This is a genomic window from Luteimonas qiangzhengi, from assembly GCF_039548515.1.
GTDB lineage: Bacteria > Pseudomonadota > Gammaproteobacteria > Xanthomonadales > Xanthomonadaceae > Luteimonas.
In genome coordinates this window covers 77,994-97,047 of record NZ_JBCLVE010000003.1, presented here as the reverse complement: position 1 = coordinate 97,047, position 19,054 = coordinate 77,994, and the positions used below count along the sequence as shown (strand labels likewise).

The 19,054-nt window shown below is 68.4% G+C and carries 12 protein-coding genes and 1 tRNA gene; 7 read left to right on the top strand and 6 right to left on the bottom strand.

The annotated features are described in order from the left end of the window. Positions 1-116 precede the first annotated feature (116 nt). Both WCE59_RS02800 and WCE59_RS02795 read left to right on the top strand, forming a co-directional pair. Positions 117-1,400: a hypothetical protein gene (locus WCE59_RS02800; RefSeq protein WP_343257188.1), complete on the top strand. Its 1,284-nt coding sequence runs from the start codon at positions 117-119 to the stop codon at positions 1,398-1,400. A 109-nt stretch (positions 1,401-1,509) separates the two neighbouring features. Beyond that, positions 1,510-2,049, top strand: coding sequence for a hypothetical protein (locus WCE59_RS02795; protein ID WP_343257187.1), 540 nt, complete (start codon positions 1,510-1,512; stop codon positions 2,047-2,049). Positions 2,050-2,091: 42 nt separating this feature from the next. Here WCE59_RS02795 and WCE59_RS02790 read toward each other — a convergent pair whose 3' ends face one another. After that, entirely contained in the window at positions 2,092-2,517 is a 426-nt protein-coding gene (locus WCE59_RS02790) for a DUF3597 domain-containing protein (protein WP_343257186.1), read from the bottom strand. A 137-nt stretch (positions 2,518-2,654) separates the two neighbouring features. Between WCE59_RS02790 and WCE59_RS02785 the strand changes: the two genes are divergently transcribed. Next, positions 2,655-4,670: a hypothetical protein gene (locus tag WCE59_RS02785; protein WP_343257185.1), complete on the top strand. Its 2,016-nt coding sequence runs from the start codon at positions 2,655-2,657 to the stop codon at positions 4,668-4,670. A 21-nt stretch (positions 4,671-4,691) separates the two neighbouring features. Here WCE59_RS02785 and htpG read toward each other — a convergent pair whose 3' ends face one another. Beyond that, a complete protein-coding gene (gene htpG, locus WCE59_RS02780; RefSeq protein ID WP_343257184.1) occupies positions 4,692-6,578 on the bottom strand; it encodes a molecular chaperone HtpG in 1,887 nt (628 codons plus the stop codon). A gap of 361 nt (positions 6,579-6,939) precedes the next feature. Between htpG and WCE59_RS02775 the strand changes: the two genes are divergently transcribed. From WCE59_RS02775 to WCE59_RS02760, 4 genes are all read left to right on the top strand, one after another. Continuing rightward, complete coding sequence (locus tag WCE59_RS02775) at positions 6,940-10,362, top strand: amidohydrolase family protein (RefSeq protein ID WP_343257183.1); 3,423 nt, start codon at positions 6,940-6,942, stop codon at positions 10,360-10,362. 514 nt (positions 10,363-10,876) lie between these two features. Continuing rightward, on the top strand, positions 10,877-11,734 hold the full coding sequence (locus WCE59_RS02770; protein WP_343257182.1) for a phosphate/phosphite/phosphonate ABC transporter substrate-binding protein: 858 nt from the start codon (positions 10,877-10,879) through the stop codon (positions 11,732-11,734). Next, entirely contained in the window at positions 11,724-12,857 is a 1,134-nt protein-coding gene (locus WCE59_RS02765; protein ID WP_343257181.1) for an acyl-CoA dehydrogenase family protein, read from the top strand. Before WCE59_RS02770 ends, WCE59_RS02765 begins: the two co-directional genes overlap by 11 nt. After that, entirely contained in the window at positions 12,854-14,068 is a 1,215-nt protein-coding gene (locus WCE59_RS02760) for a diiron oxygenase (RefSeq protein ID WP_343257180.1), read from the top strand. Before WCE59_RS02765 ends, WCE59_RS02760 begins: the two co-directional genes overlap by 4 nt. 63 nt (positions 14,069-14,131) lie before the next feature. On the opposite strand, the gene selD is transcribed toward WCE59_RS02760, so the two are convergent. The 4 genes from selD to selA form a co-directional block, all read right to left on the bottom strand. After that, a complete protein-coding gene (gene selD / locus WCE59_RS02755; protein WP_343257179.1) occupies positions 14,132-15,190 on the bottom strand; it encodes a selenide, water dikinase SelD in 1,059 nt (352 codons plus the stop codon). Between the two features lie 199 nt (positions 15,191-15,389). Further along, a tRNA-Sec gene (locus WCE59_RS02750) sits at positions 15,390-15,485 on the bottom strand. 70 nt (positions 15,486-15,555) lie between these two features. Then, positions 15,556-17,487, bottom strand: coding sequence for a selenocysteine-specific translation elongation factor (gene selB, locus WCE59_RS02745; RefSeq protein ID WP_343257178.1), 1,932 nt, complete (start codon positions 17,485-17,487; stop codon positions 15,556-15,558). Continuing rightward, entirely contained in the window at positions 17,484-18,884 is a 1,401-nt protein-coding gene (gene selA, locus WCE59_RS02740; protein WP_343257177.1) for an L-seryl-tRNA(Sec) selenium transferase, read from the bottom strand. The genes selB and selA overlap by 4 nt, the downstream gene beginning before the upstream one ends. Between the last annotated feature and the right edge of the window lie 170 nt (positions 18,885-19,054).

Here is a 19,054-nt window from a genome sequence, read left to right as displayed (position 1 = left end):
GCGGAATAGGTGCGGCATCGTAACGCGGGCGGATGCACCTAGGGTCAGCCCCGGCTGGTACATGCACGGGTGCATGGCAGGATCGATGGCTTCCAGCAGGAAGCCCGGAGCAATCCATGAATACGCTGCAGTCCGCACAAAGCCTTCCGATGCATCTCGACCCGCGGTTTGAAGCCGGGTCTCGGGCGCAGGAGACCGACAATCAGGCGTCGTCCGCCGCAGCGGATGAAGGCGATCAGCCCGCTGCCGAGGTCGCATTGCTGGATGCGCCGGAATACGCCGCGCTGCCAGCCGACGCGCAGTCCCTGGTGGCCGACGCGGCGCGTGATGGAGAAGCTGAGCCGGCAGTACAGGCAGATCTGCTCACGCTGATCCGCGACCTGTCCTTCCAGATGCTGCCCTCGCCGCAGCAGCTGGCGTCCCTGTCGGCCGTGGCTCTGCAGCAATCAGCCGAATTCCAGGATCTGTCGCCTGTCGACCAGCGCCTGGTCACCGAGGCACTGGATGCGCGTCCCTCCAGCGATACCGCGCTGCCCAGCGCCATCCGTTCGCTGATCTCCAGCCCCCAGTTCCAGCAGAGCAGCGATGTGACCGCCGCCGAGCGCACCGCCGTGCTCAGCCAGGTGCGCAACTATCCCGATACCCGGTCGGTCGAAAACCTGGAGGCGATGTTGGGCAAGGACTGGGTCCAGGCCTTCGACCTTGGCGATACCCAGCGCGCAGCGAAGACGGTGGCGTTCCTGTCCCAGTACGACGCCGGTGACCAGGAAATCATCTCCAACACTTTGGATCTGTTCCTGGGCGAATCGGCGCCCTACCGCTTCGATTTCACCGAGACCTCGGCCTACGGATCAGTGCCCTTCAGCCCCGAGGACCTGTTCCGGATCAACCCCTCTTATATCGGCGCTGACAACAATCCTGTCGATACTTCGGCCCGCTCATGGGACTCCGGCGAGCTGCGGGTGATCGGTCATACGTTCGTGCATGAGGTCAACCACATGCAGAACTGGGATCGCGGCCTGTCGCTCGGTTCCTCGTATGGATTCCATGAGGAATTCCGCGCGTACTGGGTGGGTGTGAAAGCGCAGCATGGCGAAGATCCCAGCGTGGGCGATGTGATCGACCGGGTGGCGATGTTCGTCAATCGCGGGCCGGGCTATCCACATCTTGGCGAGCTGCTGGCAGCCGGTGGCAAGGATGCCCAGGACATTGCCGGTTACCTCAACACCATCCTTGGCCGCGACGACATCACCATCCACAACGCGGTGGATGAGGTGAACGCGCTGGTGCAGATGAAGAAGGATGCCGAGGACGCGGGCCAGCAGCTGCCGCCCGAACTGTCACGCCCGGCCGCGGTTACCATCGGTCCACCGGGTACCAATAACGTGACCAATGGCTAAGCTGTTTTCCACGATCGGCTGCTGTCTGCTGCTGGCAGCGCCCGCCGCAGGATGCCAGCAGCGGCTCCAGGCCCCCACCGGAGTGGCCCCCAGCGGAGTAACCGAAGGCGTGAGTACGCAGATGCAGAATGAGTTCTCCCACCAGGTGGGACTGGCCGCGGCCGAGGCGTGGGGCTGGAACCCGAATGACGTGAGAAGCGAGCCGCTGGCCGGTACTGAAGCGCTGGACTGCCAATTGCTTGGCCTGACCTCCCCCAACGCTCTGCCCAGCCTGCGGCGGACGGTGGCGGTAGTGGATGGCGAGGTGCTGTTTCCCGGATCGGACGGCGCCCTGGACCGGGTGATCGCAGCCTGCGGTGCGCAGGCTTCCGCCGATGCCTGGGCCGAGGCGGTGGCCGCGTTCGGCGTGCCCCGGCCCGGACATGTGGTCCGACGCGAGCAGGAGGTGTCGAGCCTTGCCCATCGCCGCGCGATGGACAACGGCGGCTACGCGCTCCACGCCCCGCGCTTCAGTCGCGATGAGCCCGGCGCGCGCGCCGTGGAATTCTTCATGACCGATGTGGAAGGCGCCGAGCTGATCCAGGTCACCGCCGCCCGCGAGGGCGAAGGCCCGGTGCAGGTGTCCGCCAGGCCAGCCGGCGGATCCTGAAGCAAGGACGCCGCACTGGGCGGCGTCCTTCTGTTTTGCCCGTCAGTCCTTGAGCTCGGCCGGCACCTTGCCGCCGTTTTCCTCGAGCTTGCGCATCACCGCCCTGTGCAGGGCGATGTTCTGCTCCGCAGTGCCGTGGGCGCCTGCGTTGACGTTGAGCTCGGCCGCCAGTTCCTTGCGCGCCGTAAGGCTGGAATCCAGATCCAGCAGCTTGAGCAGGTCAACGATGGAGTTGCGCCAGTCGCTCGGGCGGCCTTTTTCTTCGGCCATCGCGGTCAGCACCGCTTCCACGTCCACCGGCTCGGAAGCCGGGGTTTCCGGCAGGCGTGCCGGTGGCGATTCCTTCGGGGCGTCCTTGCTGCCGTCGATGATGATCGGCGCCGGGGTGGCGGGCCGGGTGGGCACGGGCTCGGATGCCTTGGCCTTGCGGCCGAAAATGCTGTCCTTGATCTTGGAAAACAGGCTCATGTTGCAACCTCCGGTGGTGGGATGAGGATTCTGTTGCGGTACCCGGGGCATTGTTACCCCGAATTGATCTTGTCTGTGTGAGGCCCAGGGCCAAGGTAAGCTTCCCTACGGAAGATCCAGGTAACCACAGGGCGGACATGGACGATCAGCCGAAGGGTAGCCAGTGGCCGCGCACAGCCGGCCCGGTTCAACGCGTTGCCGGATGGCGACTGGCGCTGGCACTGCTGTGCAGCTTGGCGTTGCCCGTGTGTGCGGCGGATCCAGCCGATCCGCTCGAGGGTTGGCGCGCGGAGCTGCTGCAGGAAAAAGGCCTGCCGCGTGCGCTGCGCGGCGAGGTGCTGATTCAGGACGGGACCCGCTCCCAGGTGGCCCATATCGCGATCCGCGCGCCCTTCAGCCACGTGCAGCCGGCGGTGGAGCAGGCGCTGGCCGGGGTGGGACGTTTCGACGGGGATTTCTCGCAAAGCCCGCGGGCCTACATGGGGGACGGGTGGGGCGAGGTGCTCATGTCGCGCCATCCGGACCTGCGGCATGCGTATGCCCGCATTGCGTGGCTGGAGGGGTTGCAGGCCCAGGTCGATATGGGCGCCCTGCTGCCGTGGGAGCTGGAGCGTGAGATGCGACGTGCGGAAGCGTCCGCCGATTCTTCTCCGCAGACCCGGGTCAAGCTGCCGGAGCTGCAGCCGGACAGCCAGTTCTGGAGGGCGACCCGGACCCGGCGCCACGGCCTGGCCGGGCGCAGTCGCCGCGTTGACGTGGTGTCGGTGAGGGAGATGGACGTCGTGCTGGGTGCCCCGGCCACGGTCGTGTCGGTCCACGCCCAGCTGCGGTGGCCGAACCCGGACGGCGGGCTGATCGACCAGATTCGCGAGTTCAACATCCTTTCCCCGGGGCCATCCAGGTTCCTGGAGAGGCAGGTGGTGCCCTCGGACCTGTTGACTCCGGTGTATGAAGCGCTGCGCGCGTTGCCGGAAGGGGCGCACACCCAGGTGCATGCCTCACCCGAAGCATGGGTTGTGCCGATCGAGCCACCGTTTCCGGTGATGCGATCCCTGCTGGCGGCGCCGGCTGCGGATGCGCGGCAGCTGGATACGGTCAGTTGGCCGCTGGCCGAAGGGATCGGTGAACTGCGTGATCTGTTCCCGCTGCCGGAAGGCGACCTGCTGTTGGCTACCCATGAACGCGGCCAGCCCAGGCTGTGGCATTACCGTCCCGGTGGGGATGCGCGGCTGCTGTGGCGCAACGACGACCCGAGCGTGCGCAACACCCGTGCGCGCCTGGTTGCGGGAGAGCAGGCCGGTCGGATCTATTTGATGCTCTCCGACGTCGTGGTCATCTACGACCCGGCCACCGGCGCTACCACCCATCACCCGCTGCAGATTCCAGAAAGTATCAAAGAGCCCTATTACTGGCGGTGGCGGCGGGGCCCGGATGGTGGGCTGGAACTCTACAGCCACGTTTACAACGTGGCCGGCCCCCTGCGCAGCGGTCTGCAGAGGCTCACGTCTGGCCCCGTGCCTGTCACCGATGGCGAGCCCTGGCGGTTCACGCCGGCCTTCGTGTCACCGCGGCAGGCGATTGCGAACCGTTACCGGCGTGGCAATACCCAGCTCAAGCCGATCGATGCGCTTGATCATGAAGGGTTTTGGGTGGAGGAACCGACCGGCCTCGCGTTGCTGCATCGGGAAGACGGGCGCATCGTGCGCGCGATCGAGCTGCCGCTGCGGCTGGGGGACGTCGTTGTCGGGGACAGTGATGCAACCGGCATGGCTGGGCATGTGCCGGAGCCGTTCGGGTCTCCGGCGGGACGCTGGATTGCCACAGGCTTCACGATCGGACCGGAGCCGCAGCGTGGCATGCACGTCACCAACGTGGACACCGGGCGGACGCTGCTGTCGGCCTGGCTGGAGGGAGTCAATTCGCTTGCAGCGGGAAGCGCCAGCCCCGACGGCACCCGCATCGCCCTGGGGGGCGACGTGCTGCGTAGCGGCAGTCGCATCGCAATCTGGCCGACCGCCTCCGGCAGAAAGGCGGTTGTGGCCGATGTGACGCCGCGCGACTGCTACGATCTCGAGCGGCTGGTGTGGTCCGGCGATGGCGCCCGGCTGTGGGGCGTGTGCAGGAACGCGGTGCTGTCCTGGGCGGTTGACTGAAGCCCGCCCAGGACGGGAGGCTCAGCCCACCAGCAACCGGTTCATCCGCTGCACGAAGGCAGCCGGATCCGGCAGCTGGGCACCGGCGGCGATCTCGGCCTGCTCCAGCAGGAGGGTGGCCAGATCGGCAGCCCTGGTCTCGTCGGCCTCGGCTTCGATCTTCTGCACCAGTGCATGACCCGGGTTGATTTCCAGGGTGGGCTTGCTGTCCGGCACGTCCTGGCCGGCTTCGCGCAGCAGCCGCGCCAGGTGCGGGGCCATTTCGTGATCGGCCAGGGCGAGGCAGGAGGGCGAGTCGGTGAGGCGGGCGGACACGCGCACGTCGGCAACGCGATCGCCCAGCATCGTCTTCAGCTTCTCCAGCAGCGGGGCGGCGGCTTCGGCAGCTTCTTCCTGCTTCTTCTTTTCCGATTCGTCCAGCGGCAGCTCGCCCTTGGCGACGTTCTTCATCGGCTTGCCGGCGTACTCGTTCAGGTGGCCGAGCATCCACTCGTCGATGCGGTCGAACATCAGCAGCACTTCGATGCCCTTGGCCCGGAACGCCTCCAGCTGCGGGCTGCCTGCGGCGGCCTTGTAGCCGTCGGCGGTGATGTACCAGATCGCGTCCTGGTCGCCCGCCATGCGGCCGATGTAGTCATCCAGCGACACCGTCTGGGCTTCACCCTCGCCCTTGGTGGACGCGAAGCGCAGCAGCTTGGCGATCCGCTCGCGGTTGGCGTGGTCTTCGACGATGCCTTCCTTCAGGGTGTTGCCGAAGGCCTTGAGGAAGGCGGCGAACTTCTCCGGCTCGTCGCGCGAGAGCTTTTCGATCAGGTCCAGCACGCGCTTCACGCAGGCGCCCTTGATGCGGTCCAGCTGGCGGTTGTGCTGCAGGATCTCGCGGCTGACGTTGAGCGGCAGGTCGTCCGAATCCACCACGCCGCGCACGAAGCGCAGGTAGTTGGGCAGCAGCTCCTCGGCCGCGTCCATCACGAACACGCGCTTGATGTACAGCTTCAGACCCTTGCGCTCATCGCGCCCGCCCATCATCAGATCGAAGGGCGGCTGCGAGGGCAGATACAGCAGGGTGGTGAAGCTCTGGCTGCCTTCGACGCGGTTGTGGCTCCACGCGGCGGCATCGTTGAAATCGTGGCCGAGCGACTTGTAGAAGTTCTGGTAATCCTCGTCGCTGATCTCGGACTTGGGCTTGGTCCACAGAGCGGAGGCGTCGTTGACGGTCTCCCACTCGGGCGCCTGGTCGGCGGCCTTGTCCTCGTCGTCGCCGCCCATATCGGCCTTCGGCATGCGGATCGGGAAGGCCACGTGGTCGGAGTACTTGCGCACCAGCGAGCGCAGCTTCCAGTCCTCGAGAAACTCGTCCTCGCCTTCCTTCAGGTGCAGCACCACGGCGGTGCCGCGCTCGGGCACGGTGGCGGCTTCCAGCGAGTATTCGCCGCGGCCATCGCTTTCCCACTTCACGCCTTCGGCGGCGTCGGAACCGGCGCGTCGCGTGAGCACGGTGACCTTGTCGGCCACCACGAAGCCGGAATAGAAGCCCACGCCGAACTGGCCGATCAGGCGCGCGTCGGCCTTCTTCTCGCCGTCCAGCGCTTCCAGGAAACGGCGCGTGCCGGAGCTGGCGATGCTGCCGATGTTGGCCACCACCTCATCGCGGGTCATGCCGATGCCGTTGTCGCGGATGGTGATGGTGCGTGCGTCCTTGTCCCAGTCCACGTCGATCCTGAGCTCGCCTTCGCCGGCCAGCAGGTCGGGGTTGGCGATCGCTTCGAAGCGCAGCTTGTCGCAGGCGTCGGAGGCGTTGGAGATCAGCTCGCGCAGGAAGATTTCCTTGTGCGAGTAGAGCGAGTGGGTGACCAGGTGCAGGACCTGGGCGACTTCGGCTTCGAACTTGCGGGTTTCTGTGGTCATGAATACGGGCCAGTGTTGTTGCTCCAACCGCTCGATATGCGCCCCCGCCCCGCCTTTTCAAGTAGGAGCGCGCCATGCGCGCGAAACCGCGTGAACCCAGGCCATGCCGCGTGGCGCCGGACGCGGCAACCTGTCCGAAGCCCCGATGCGACGATCAATGTCACGCGGCTTCGCGCGCATGGCGCGCTCCTACCAAGGAGGGATGTTGGAGTCACGGCGAACGCCGGATTGCCGGATTGCCGGATTGCCGGATTGCGGGGCGTCGGGGGCGTAGCCCCGACCTACGGTGATGACTTTCGTGGGGGGCGGCGGGGCGGGCGGGCGGTTATGTTGGCGGGAATCACTTTTCCGGAAGTCCTGCATGACCCGCAACGTCCTTGCTCTCGCACTTGCCGGTGCGCTTTTCTCCCTCCCCGTCCACGCTCAGGACGCACCGCCGCCGCCCGAGGAACAGCAGGAGCAGCAGGAGGAAGGCGACAACGTCGAACTGGAGCAGGACGCGCTGGACGCGGCCGGCGTGGATTCGGCCGAGGCCCCGCTGGAAAGCGCCCGCGGCGTGCGCGCCGATGCGGACGCGGCCGAGGACAACGGCAAGTGGAGCGTGGAATCGACCCAGGGCCAGGCCAAGACGGTGCGCTTCGAGACCAGCGAAGGCACCTGGATGGACGTGGACGTGTCGCCCGACGGGCGCACGATCGTGTTCTCGCTGCTGGGCGACCTGTACCGCATGCCGGTCTCCGGCGGCGCCGCCTCTCGCATCAGCAGCGGCCGCGCCTGGGACATCCAGCCGCGCTGGTCGCCGGACGGCAGCCGCATCGCCTTCACCTCCGACCGCAGCGGCGGCAACAACATCTGGACGATTGCCGCTGACGGCAGTGACGCGCGCCAGGTAACGGATGAAAGCTTCCGCCTGCTCAACAACCCCACCTGGACGCCCGATGGCGAGTACATCGTGGCCCGCAAGCACTTCACCTCGCGCCGTTCGCTGGGCGCGGGCGAGCTGTGGCTGTATCACGCCGGCGGCACCAGCGCTGGCATCCAGCTGGTGGAAAAGCCCAACGAGCAGCAGGACATCGGTGAGCCGAGCGTGTCGCCCGATGGCCGCTACGTGTACTACTCGCAGGACGTCAGTTCAGGCGGCGCGTTCGACTACAACCGTGACCCGCACGGGGTGATCTACGCGATCAAGCGCTTCGACCGGCATACCGGCAAGAACGAGAACGTGGTCTACAGCCCGGGCGGCGCGGTGCGTCCGCAAGTCTCGCCGGACGGGCGCTCGCTGGCCTTCGTCAAGCGCGTGCGCGACAAGAGCGTGCTGCATCACCTGGACCTGGCCAGCGGCGAAGTGCGCCCGGTGTGGGATGGGCTGAGCCACGACCAGCAGGAGGCGTGGGCGATCTTCGGGCCGTACACCGGCTTCAACTGGATGCCGGATTCAAACGCGGTGGTGCTGTGGGCCCAGGGTGGGCTGTGGCAGGTGGACATGGGCAGTGGCCAGGCCACCCAGGTGCCGTTCACCGCGCAAGTAGAGCAGGTGGTTTCCGAGGCGCTGCACTTTGCCCAGCAACTGCCGGAAGGCAACTTCAACCCGCGCATGATCCGTGACGTGGCCACCTCGGCCGATGGCGGCACGCTGGTGTTCCACGCGCTGGGCCAGCTGTGGCGCAAGTCGCTGCCCAACGGGACGCCGCAGCGGCTCACCAGCAGCCGCGACGTGTACGAATACCAGCCCGGCTTCAGCGCCGACGGCCGGCAGATGCTCTACACGACCTGGACCGATGAAGGGCTGGGTGCGATCCACGTGCGCGGCGCCAGCGGCACCGGTGTGGGCCGCAAAATCACCAGCGAGCCCGGCTTTTACTACCAGCCTGGCTTCTCGCCCGACGGCCGCCACGTGGTGTACAGCCGCACGGGTGGTGGCGGGCTGACCGGCAGCCTGTGGTCGGGGGAGCGCGGCATCTACGTGATCCCCGCTTCCGGCGGCGAGCCGGTGCGGGTGGCCGAGTCCGGCCAGTCGCCGCAGTTCAACCACGACGGCACCCGCGTGCTGTACCTGGCTGGCGGCGGCATGGAGAAGAAGCTGATGTCGGTGGGCCTGCACGGCGAGGATCCGCGCGAGGTGTTCGACCTGAAGTACGTGGACTCGGTGCAGATCAGCCCGGACGGCAAGTGGGTGGCGTTTACCGAGCTGTTCCATGCCTATGTGGCGCCGATGCCCGAGGCCGGGCGGGTGATCACCCTCAACCGCGAGACCCGCGCGCTGCCGGTGCGCCAGGTCAGCGCCGATGTGGGCAGCTACCTGCACTGGGCGGCCGATTCGAACTCGGTGCACTGGATGGTCGGCGACCGCTACCACTCGCGGCGCCTGGACCAGACGTTCGCGTTCCTGCCGGGCGCGCCGCAGGAGATCGCTGAGCCCGTGCCGGGCGGCGGCATCGCCGTGGGCCTTCAGGCGCCGGTGTACCAGCCGGATGAGGTGGTGGCGTTCACCAACGCGCGCATCGTGACCATGCGCGATGCGGAGAATTCGCAGGAGGTGATCGAGAACGGCACCATCGTGCTCCGCGGCAACACCATTGCCGCGGTGGGCGCGGCCGGCGAGGTGCAGGTACCGACGGGCGCGAATGTGATCGACGCCACCGGCAAGACCATCGTGCCCGGCATGATCGACGTGCACGCGCACGCCTCCAACTTCGGCTCCGGCGTGGTGCCGCAGCAGAACTGGGCGTACTACGCCAACCTCGCCTTCGGCATCACCACCCTGCATGACCCGTCGGCGACCACTGAGTTCGTGTTCTCGCAGTCCGAGCTGCTGCAGGCCGGGCGCATGGTGGGCCCGCGCATGTTCTCCACCGGTACGATCCTCTACGGCGCCGATGGCGGCTTCAAGGCCGAGATCGATTCGCTCGACGACGCCCGCAGCCACCTGCGCCGGATGCAGGCCAATGGCGCATTCTCGGTGAAGAGCTACAACCAGCCGCGCCGCGACCAGCGCCAGCAGGTCAACCAGGCCGCGCGCGAGCTGGGCATGCTGGTGGTCGAAGAGGGCGGCTCCACCTTCCACCACAACATGACCATGATCCTGGACGGCGCCACCGGCGTTGAGCACAACCTGCCGATCGCGCCGCTGTACGGCGACGTGGTGAACCTGTGGAAGGAAACCGACGTGCGCAACACGCCCACCCTGGTGGTGAGCTACGGCGGCCTGTCCGGTGAGTACTGGTGGTACGCCCGCGACAACGTGTGGGAGGACGCCAAGCTCAATCGCTTCTTCCCGCGCGAGACGCTGGATGCGCGTTCGATCCGCCGCGAGATCGCGCCGGACTGGGACTACAACCACATCCGCGTGGCCGAGGCGCTGAAGACGGTGCGCGACGAAGGGGTGAAGGTGCAGGTGGGCGGCCACGGCCAGCTGCAGGGCATGGCCACGCACTGGGAGATCTGGATGCTGACCCAGGGCGGCTTCACCAACTTCGAGGCGCTGCGCGCGGCGACGATTGATGGCGCCGACTACATCGGCTTCGAATCGCAGCTGGGCTCGCTGGAAGTCGGCAAGCGCGCCGATCTGGTGGTGCTCGACGGCAATCCGCTGGAGAACATCCGCCACACCGCCGATACCCGCTACGTGATGGTCGACGGGCGCCTGTTTGACGTGGAGGCCGACATGGCGGAGATCGGCAACCAGGCCGTACCCGCGCCGACGTTCTACTGGCAGCACCATCGCCAGGGGCAGACCTTCGGTGAAACCTTCGGCCCGACCTCGATGTGCTTCGGCGTGCACTGAGGTAATGCGGGTCGGGGGCACCCTGTCCCCGGCCTCGCGCTGCCCCGCCACTTTTGTAGGAGCGCGCCACGCGCGCGAAGCCGCGTGACGTTGATCACCGCCGCGGGGCGTCGGTAATTACGTCGTGGCCGAGGCCACGGGGCGGCGCCCGGATTCACGCGGCTTCGCGCGCGTGGCGCGCTCCTACGGGGTGCCTGGCTGCCCGGGGTTGCGGACGTTTCTGCGCCGGCCCGGGCGGTCCAGCCCGCCGCGCGAGGCTGTCACCCGGACCGCATATCCGTCGGATAGACTGGGTGCAGCCGACGTGACAGGTACTGTCCGTTTCCCGGTCGCGCGTGTGCCCCGCCGCACCGTGCCGCCGGCGTCCCCGCCAGCCATCGTTTCGCATGGTGCCGGGAAACCCGGCCGCCCGCGCCTTCTTCGCGTGGCGTGATCCGTCCCTCGATTTTCCGCGTGTCTGCGCCAGCGGCTGCTGTCGCGTGCGCGCCCAATTCAATGTCATTGGCAGGAGCTTATGTCCGAAATCATCCGCATGGGGGCTGTGTCCTACGCCCCGAAGGTCGTCACCATCTGGGAAGGCTTCAAGCCTTATCTGAGGGAGCGCGGCTTCAACTTCGACTACGTGCTGTTCTCCAATTACGAGGCGCAGGTGGAAGCGCAGATGCGCGGCGACCTGCACTTCGCCTGGAACTCGCCGCTGGCCTTCGTGCGCGCCGATCGCATGGCCCGCGCGCAGGGCAAGAAGGTCGAGGCGATCGTGATGCGCGATACCGACATGGACCTGCAGTCGGTGCTGGTGGTGCCGACCGGCAGCAAGGTGCAGAGCGTCGCCGACCTGCGCGGGGCAAAGGTCGGCTTTGGCGCCATCGATTCGCCCCAGGCGACGCTGATCCCGCTTGACCACATGCGCCAGCACGGCCTGGTGCAGCGCACCGACTACACCGCGCGGCTGTTCGATGTGCTGGGCGGCAAGCACGGCGACCACATCGGCGGTGAGCGGGACGCGGCCGAAGCGATGGTGAAGGGCGAGATCGACGCCGCCTGGATGATCGCCGGCAACTACCAGGCGTTCGCCCAGGAGGGCACCTTGGCCGCCGGCACCACCCGTATCGTCGCCACCACTGGCGCATTCGACCACTGCAACATGACGACCGCCCCGGACACGGACCCGGCGCTGGCCAAGCGCTTCGCCGACCTGCTGCTGGCCATGTCCTGGGACGACCCGGAAGTGCGTCCGCTGCTTGAGCTGGAGGGGCTGAAGGTCTGGCACCCGGGCCGCACCAGCGGCTATGCGCTGCTCGAGCGCGCGGTGGATGACGAGAAGTTCTACGACGCCGAAGGCCGCATCACGGAGAAGAACTATGAGTACTGATCCTGCCAAGGCCTACCTGTCCACGCTCGAGCCGATCGTGGCCGACGTGATCAAGCCGCTGGCGGCGGAACTCGACCGCGAGGCACGCTTCCCGCGCGAGGCGATCACCAAGCTGGGCGAAGCCGGCCTGCTCGGGCTGATCAGCGCGAAGGGCGTGGGCGGCATGGGCCAAGGCCTGCGCGAAGCCACGCAGGTGGTGGAGCGCATCGCCCGCGACTGCCCGGCCACCGCGATGGTGGTGACCATGCATTACGCCGGCACCACCCTGATCGAACTGCACGGCCCGGAAGACATCCGCCGCGAGATCTCCGCCGGCCGCCACCTGACCACCCTTGCGTGGTCGGAGTCCGGCTCGCGCAGCCACTTCTGGGCGCCGGTCAGCACCGCCACCGCCGACGGCGACCACGTGCTTCTCAACGCCAGCAAGAGCATGGTGACTTCGGCCGGCGAGGCCGACTCCTACGTCTGGTCCTCGCAGCCGGTGCAGGCCGAGGGCGCCAGCACCATCTGGATCGTGGAAACGAAGCGCGACGGCCTGAAGTCGCCGAACCCGTTCGACGGCCTGGGCCTGCGCGCCAACGCCTCGGCGCCGGTGGCGGCCACCGACGTGCGCGTGCCGCTGGCCCATCGTCTGGGCGAAGACGGCGGCGGCCAGGGGGTGATGTTCGGCGACGAGCTGCCGACCTTCGTCAACCTGATCGGCTCGGTCTCGATTGGCCTGATGGAAGGCGCGCTGGAGCGTGCGGTGGCCCACGTGACGAAGACCGGCTTCGCCGCCGGCGGCAAGCTGGCGGATCTGCCAACCCTGCGTGCGCAGCTGGCCCAGGCCCGCCACGCGCTGGATGGCGCACGCGGCGTGCGCGAAGTGGCCCTGCAGGCCATCGACAATGGCAGCGAGGACATGTTCATGCGCGTGCTGCAGACCAAGGCCGTGGCCGCCGAGGCCGCGCTGCTGGTGACCGACACCGCCATGCGCGTGTGCGGCGGGGCCGCGTTCCGCAAGGACGTGGGCATCGAGCGCCTGTTCCGTGATTCGCGCGCGGCGGCGATCATGGCACCGACCACCGACGTGATCAACGATCTGGTCGCCAGGATGATGTGCGGCATGCCGCTGATGGAATGAATACTTCAATCAATACCGACAACGTGGTGGACCTGGGTGCGCTCGGCTTCGACAGCGGCGCGCACCTGCTGATCAAGCACGCGCTGAACGCCGTGGCGGTGGGCGAAAGCGTCACCGTGCACGGGACTGCTCCCGGCTGGCAGGCGCAGCTTGCCGCCTGGTGTCGCGCCCAGGGTCATGCGATGGAAGCCGGGGCGGGCCCGGACGATGTGGTGCGCGTGCGCCGTGGATCTGCCCAGGCCGGACGCTGGCGCGACGCCCTGCCAACAGGCCACAGTGATCCGGGCGCAGACGACGCCATCGCCGCCAGCGCCAACCCGCGCTGGGGCCTGGCCGCGCGTGGCGCGATGGTGGAGGCCGGCGCACCTGAGATCCATTTCCGCCTGTCCGAACGCGACGAACTGTGGAACGAGTCCGCCGGCAACCTGTACCGGCAGGCGGTGGCCGCGCAGTGGAGCCCGGAAGAGATCGACTGGGACAATGCCCCGGTGCTGCCCGACGAGATCGAGGACGCCGTGGTGCAGGTGATGACCTTCATGGTCGAGAACGAGAACGCGGCGCTGGTGATCCCGGCGCGCTTCCTCGGTCAGCTGCATCCGCACTACCGCGAGCTGCAGGCCGCGCTGGCGATCCAGATCGCCGATGAAGCCCGGCACATCGACGTGTTTACCCGGCGAATCCGCCGCCATGGACGCGAGCCGGCGCTGTCCACGGCCGGCGGTCAGGAATCGCTGAAAAGCCTGATGGACGAGACCGATTACTCGGTCGCCAGCTTTCTGCTTTCGGTGCTCGGCGAAGGCACCTTCGTTTCATTGCTGAAGTTCATCCAGGCCGAGGCGCCGGATCCTCTGACCCGCCAGATCGCCCGCTACGCGGCGATCGATGAGGCCCGCCACGTGGCCCTGGGCATGTCGCACCTGCTGTACCGGCTGCAGCGTGAGCCCGATTTCCGCAACCGCCTGGCGCGCGCGGTGGAAGATCGCCACGAGGCGCTCCGCCATACCGGCGGGCTGAACGAGGAAGTATTCGACTCGCTGGTGGTGATGGCGGCCGGTGCAATCACCCCGGAAGCCATCGCGCTGGGCTCGCGCAAGGTGCAGGTGCTGATCAAGGACATGGCCGACAGCCGCTACGGCAAGCTGGTGCGGCTGGGCTTTGAACCCGACCGCGCGCGTCACCTCTCAAGCCTGCATACCCGCAATTTCATGTGAACCGCGCGTCGGGGGCGTAGCCCCGACCTACGGCAAGGCACGGGTCATTCGGGGGTGCCGCCGTCAGGCGACTTCGACCCGGGCGGGGCCGGTGCGGACTTCGCCGATCACGGCGGCGTCGGCGAAGCCTTCGTTCTGGAAGATTTCCAGCACTTCGCCCAGCGCCTGCGGGGCGCAGGACACCAGGAGGCCGCCGGAGGTTTGCGGGTCGGTGAGCAGGTCGCGGGCAGTCTGGTCGATGCCGGCGCCGAGTTCCACGCCCTCGCCATAGGCCGTCCAGTTGCGGCCTGATGCGCCGGTGACCACGCCGTCCGCCGCCAGCTGCTGCACGCCGGGCAGCCAGGGCAGGTCGTCGAAGCGCAGGCGCACGGTGAGGTTGGCGCCGCGGGCCAGCTCCAGGGCGTGGCCGAGCAGGCCGAAGCCGGTGACGTCGGTCATCGCGTGCACATCGGGCAGCGCGGCCAGGGCCACGCCGGGACGGTTGAGGCGGGTGGTGGCGTCGATCATGGCCTTGTACCCGTCCTCACCCAGCACGCCGCGCTTGAACGCGGCCGACATCACGCCCACGCCCAGCGGCTTGCCCAGCACCAGCAGGTCGCCGGGACGGGCGTCAGCGTTGCGGCGGATGCGGTCGGGGTGGGCGATGCCCATCGCCGCCAGGCCGTAGATGGGTTCGACCGAATCGATGCTATGGCCGCCCGCCACCGGAACTCCGGCTTCGGCACACACGTCTTCGCCGCCACGCAGGATTGCGGCGATGTCTTCGTGCGGCAGCACGTTGATCGGCATGCCGACAATCGCCAGCGCCATGATCGGCGTGCCGCCCATGGCGTACACGTCCGACAGCGCATTGGTGGCGGCAATGCGACCGAAATCGTACGGGTCGTCCACGATCGGCATGAAGAAATCGGTGGTGGCGATCAGTGCCTGTTCGTCGTTGAGCCGGTACACCGCGGCGTCGTCGGCGGTGTCGTTGCCGATCATCAGCTGCGGCCACACCGGCGTCGGCGCGGCGCGCTTGAGCAGATCGGCCAGCACGCCCGGCGCAATCTTGCAGCCGCAGCCGCCGCCGTGGGACAGCGAAGTGAGGCGGGGACGTTCGGGGCTGGCAGTGTCGGTCATGGCGCTTGGATACGGGTACGGTGCCCCAGTATCGCAGGACGCCCCGGTAGGAGCGCGCCATGCGCGCGAAGCCGCGTGACATCCGTCGTCACGGCGTGGCGTCGGTAATGGCGACCCGTCCGAGCCACATGGGAGCGCCATGATTCACGCGGTTTCGCGCGCATGGCGCGCTCCTGCGGCGGACGCGGCATGGGATGGATGGCGGAAGGCAACAGGAGTCGAACCTGCCTGGGAGCGGCTGACGCCCCCAACCGGGTTTGAAGCCCGGCCGCGCCACCGGGCGCGCTTGCCTTCCATTGAAGCCCTCAAATTACCACGTAGGTCGGGGCTACGCCCCCGACGCCGGGTACACCCGACGCCTTCCCTCAATGCGGCGCGCGCAGGTCCGCCAGCCAGGCGCTGTCGGGACGCAGGAAGTGGGTGTCGCGGACGCGGCGGGTGAGGCCGGTGCGGTCGAAGAACTCCAGGATCTGGATCGCCCGCTTGCGGCCCAGGCTGGTGGCGTCGCGGTAGCGGGCAGCTTCCACGCCCTCCTCGTTGGCACCCAGATCAACCACCAGCTCGGCCAGCTCGCGGGTGCGCTCGCGGTGATAGAACAGGTCGCGCACCATCTGAAACGCGTCGCCGCGCAGGGCCAGGGTACGCAGCAGTCGGCGGATGCGCTCCTCCGGCTCAGCTTCAATCCGCGCCAGGTCACGCACCCACGGCGGGTTGTAGCCGCCCTCATGCAGGTGGGCGAGCAGACGGTCGGCCAGTGCGGCTTCGCCTTCGTCCAACGTGACGCTGTGGCCGGGCAGGTGCAGCCACGGGCCGTTGCGACGCAGGCGCCCGGTTTCGGCCAGCTCATCCAGCAGCGCATGCCACAGCGCGGCCGGGGCGGTGGGCAGGGTGATACGGCGCAGGCGCGTGGCCTCCGGGCCGGGCTCGTCTGGCGTTTCGCGGTGGTAATCCGCCAGCGCCTGTTCGATCTGCGCGTGCAGGGCCTGGCGGTTGGCATCGGTGATGGCGATGGGCGCGCCGGTGCGCGGGGTCAGCCAGAGGATGCCGTCGGGAAGCTGCAGCTGCTCCGGCGCCAGGCCGGTGAGCCGCACCAGCGCGGATTCATCCACGCCATAGGGCGCCTGGGCGAGCAGCGGTTCCAGCCCGTGGCCGTCGAGCAGGGCGGTGATGCCGTCCAGCCAGGCCATGCGTTCCGGCGAGCGGCGCCGGCGCCTTGGCCCCTGCGGATCCAGTACCCGGCCGCCGCCAATGGTGCGGCTGGCCTGGGCGTCGCGGACGATGAAACGATCGCCCGGCGCAGCGCACAGCGGCTCGTCGAACACCAGCTGCACCCGGCCGCGGGTGCCGGGGGCAATGCTGCGATCCGCCAGCGGCACCGCGTGGGCCAGCTGTCGGGTGGTGCCCAGGTGCACGTGCAGCGGTGCCCAGTTGCCGACCGCGGTGTCGGCGCCTTCCAGCAGTTCCAGCTCCACGTCGATATTGCGGGTGGGCAGGAACGCACGCGCATCGGCGATCCAGTCGCCGCGGCTGATCGCGTCCTTGCCAATGCCGCCCAGGTTGAGTGCGCAGCGCTGGCCGGCGCGGCCGTCTTCGCTGGGCTGGTTCTGGGCGTGCACGGTACGCACGCGCACCGGCTTGCCGGCCGGGGCCAGCACCAGCCGGGCGCTGTCGTCGCCAGCCATCACCCGCCCGCCAACCACGGTGCCGGTGACCACGGTGCCGTGGCCGGCCAGGGTGAACACCCGGTCGATGGCCAGGCGGAACAGCCCGCCGTCGTCGCGGGCATTCCAGCTTGCGGCGGTGTCGTACAGGTGGGCACGCAGTGCGGCCACGCCCGGGTCTTCCGGGCGGGTGGCGCTGACAGCGAAGATTGGCGCGCCTTCCAGGGCGCCACCCTGCAGCAGGGCTTCAATGTCCGCGCGCACTTCATCCAGGCGCGGGGCATCCACGCGATCCGCCTTGCTCAGGGCCACCGCGCCGCGTTCCACCCCCAGCAGGCCGAGGATCGCCAGGTGCTCGCGGGTCTGTGGCATCACTCCGTCATCGGCGGCGACCACCAGCAGGCCGAAATCGATGCCGCTGGCGCCGGCGGCCATGGTGTGGATCAGCTTCTCGTGGCCGGGAACATCGACAAAGCCGAGTACCTCGCCGTTGGGCATCGGCGCGTAGGCATAGCCGAGCTCGATCGAGATGCCGCGCGCCTGCTCTTCCTTCAGCCGGTCGGTCTGGACCCCGGTGAGCGCGCCCACCAGCGTGGTCTTGCCGTGGTCGATGTGTCCGGCGGTGCCGACGATCATGCGCGCAGTCCTTCAAGCTGCTGGGTGAAAGCGGCCTCGTCGCGTTCCTCCAGGCAGCGCAGGTCCAGCCACAGCGCGTCGTCGGCGATGCGACCGATGACTGGACGCGGCAGGTCGCGCAGGCGCTTGGCCAGTCCATTGAGTGCGCGGCCGCTGCTGCCCTTGCCCCGGTGGCGCAGCATCAGGCCGAAGCTTGGCAGGGCTTCGACCGGCATGGCGCCGCTGCCGATCTGGCTGTTCATGGGTTCGGCGCCAACGGCCCAGCCTTCGCCCAGCGCATGCTGCAATACCGGTGCCAGGCGCATCGCCTGCTCGCGCAGCGCGGCCGGGCGGCGCAGCATCAGGCGCAGGGTGGTCAGGCGCTCGGGCAGCAGTTCCGGCGACCGGTACAGGGCCAGCACCGGCTCCAGTGCGGCCAGGGTCAGCTTGCCCACGCGCAGCGCCCGCTTGAGCTGGTTGCGGCGGATTTTCCTGATCAGGTCCGTGCGGCCCACGATCAATCCTGCCTGCGGGCCGCCGAGCAGCTTGTCGCCGCTGAAAGTGACCACGTCGGCGCCGGCTTCAAGCGTTTCGCGCACGGTGGGCTCGGCAGGCAGGCCCCACTGCGCCGGATTGATCAGCGAGCCGCTGCCCAGGTCCACGCCCAGCGGCAGGCCGTGTTCGCGGGCGATCGCGGCCAGCTGCGGCGTGTCCACGCTGGCGGTGAAACCCTCGATCGCATAGTTGCTGCAATGCACCTTCATCAGCATCGCGGTGCGCTCGCCGATGTTGTCGGTGTAGTCGGCCGGGTGGGTGCGATTGGTGGTGCCCACCTCCACCAGCTTCGCGCCGGCGCGCTTCATGATGTCGGGGATGCGGAAGGCGCCGCCGATCTCCACCAGCTCGCCGCGCGAGACGATCACCTCGCGCCGGCTGGCCAGCGAGTTCAGCATCAGCAGCACCGCGGCGGCGTTGTTGTTGACCACGGTGGCGGCCTCGGCGCCGGTCAGCTCGCACAGCAGGCCTTCCACCAGGTCGTCGCGGTCACCGCGGGCGCCGCGCTCCAGGTCGAACTCCAGCGCCATCGGTGCGGTCATCGCTTCCACCACGGCCTGCACAGATTCATCCGGCAGCACCGCGCGCCCGAGATTGGTGTGCAGCACGGTGCCGGTCAGGTTCCATACGGTGCGCAGGCGCGGGCGGGACTGCTGGTCCAGCGCCCGCTGCGCTGCGGCGGCCACGGCTTCCGGCGCCAGTTCGGTGGGATGCAGGCTGCCGGCCAGCGCTGCCTGGCGCAGTTCGCCCAGCTGGTCGCGCACGATGGCCGCCACCCGGGTATGGCCGTGTGCCGCCAGCAGGGGGCGCAGCGCGGAGTCACGCAGCAGCCGGTCCAGAGAGGGAATAGCGCTGGCGGTCACGGGGGTATCTGGAGCCGGGATATGCGACACGGATGCTCCGCGGAGTGGGTTTCGCGGCCCACCGGACCGCACCCGGGCAGGTTAGGCCAAAGCCGGTCCGGGCCGCCAGCAATCAGGTCGGTAATCCGGCCATCGACCAGGCCAGTGCGGGCCGTCACCGCAAGCCAAAA

Excerpts from the sequence above, each read along its gene's own strand:
- WCE59_RS02800 (WP_343257188.1), top strand. The coding sequence starts at position 117 with ATGAATACGCTGCAGTCCGCACAAAGCCTTCCGATGCATCTCGACCCG.
- WCE59_RS02790 (WP_343257186.1), bottom strand. The coding sequence starts at position 2,517 with ATGAGCCTGTTTTCCAAGATCAAGGACAGCATTTTCGGCCGCAAGGCC.
- WCE59_RS02785 (WP_343257185.1), top strand. The coding sequence starts at position 2,655 with ATGGACGATCAGCCGAAGGGTAGCCAGTGGCCGCGCACAGCCGGCCCG.
- htpG (WP_343257184.1), bottom strand. The coding sequence starts at position 6,578 with ATGACCACAGAAACCCGCAAGTTCGAAGCCGAAGTCGCCCAGGTCCTG.
- WCE59_RS02775 (WP_343257183.1), top strand. The coding sequence starts at position 6,940 with ATGACCCGCAACGTCCTTGCTCTCGCACTTGCCGGTGCGCTTTTCTCC.
- WCE59_RS02770 (WP_343257182.1), top strand. The coding sequence starts at position 10,877 with ATGTCCGAAATCATCCGCATGGGGGCTGTGTCCTACGCCCCGAAGGTC.
- WCE59_RS02765 (WP_343257181.1), top strand. The coding sequence starts at position 11,724 with ATGAGTACTGATCCTGCCAAGGCCTACCTGTCCACGCTCGAGCCGATC.
- WCE59_RS02760 (WP_343257180.1), top strand. The coding sequence starts at position 12,854 with ATGAATACTTCAATCAATACCGACAACGTGGTGGACCTGGGTGCGCTC.
- selD (WP_343257179.1), bottom strand. The coding sequence starts at position 15,190 with ATGACCGACACTGCCAGCCCCGAACGTCCCCGCCTCACTTCGCTGTCC.
- selB (WP_343257178.1), bottom strand. The coding sequence starts at position 17,487 with ATGATCGTCGGCACCGCCGGACACATCGACCACGGCAAGACCACGCTG.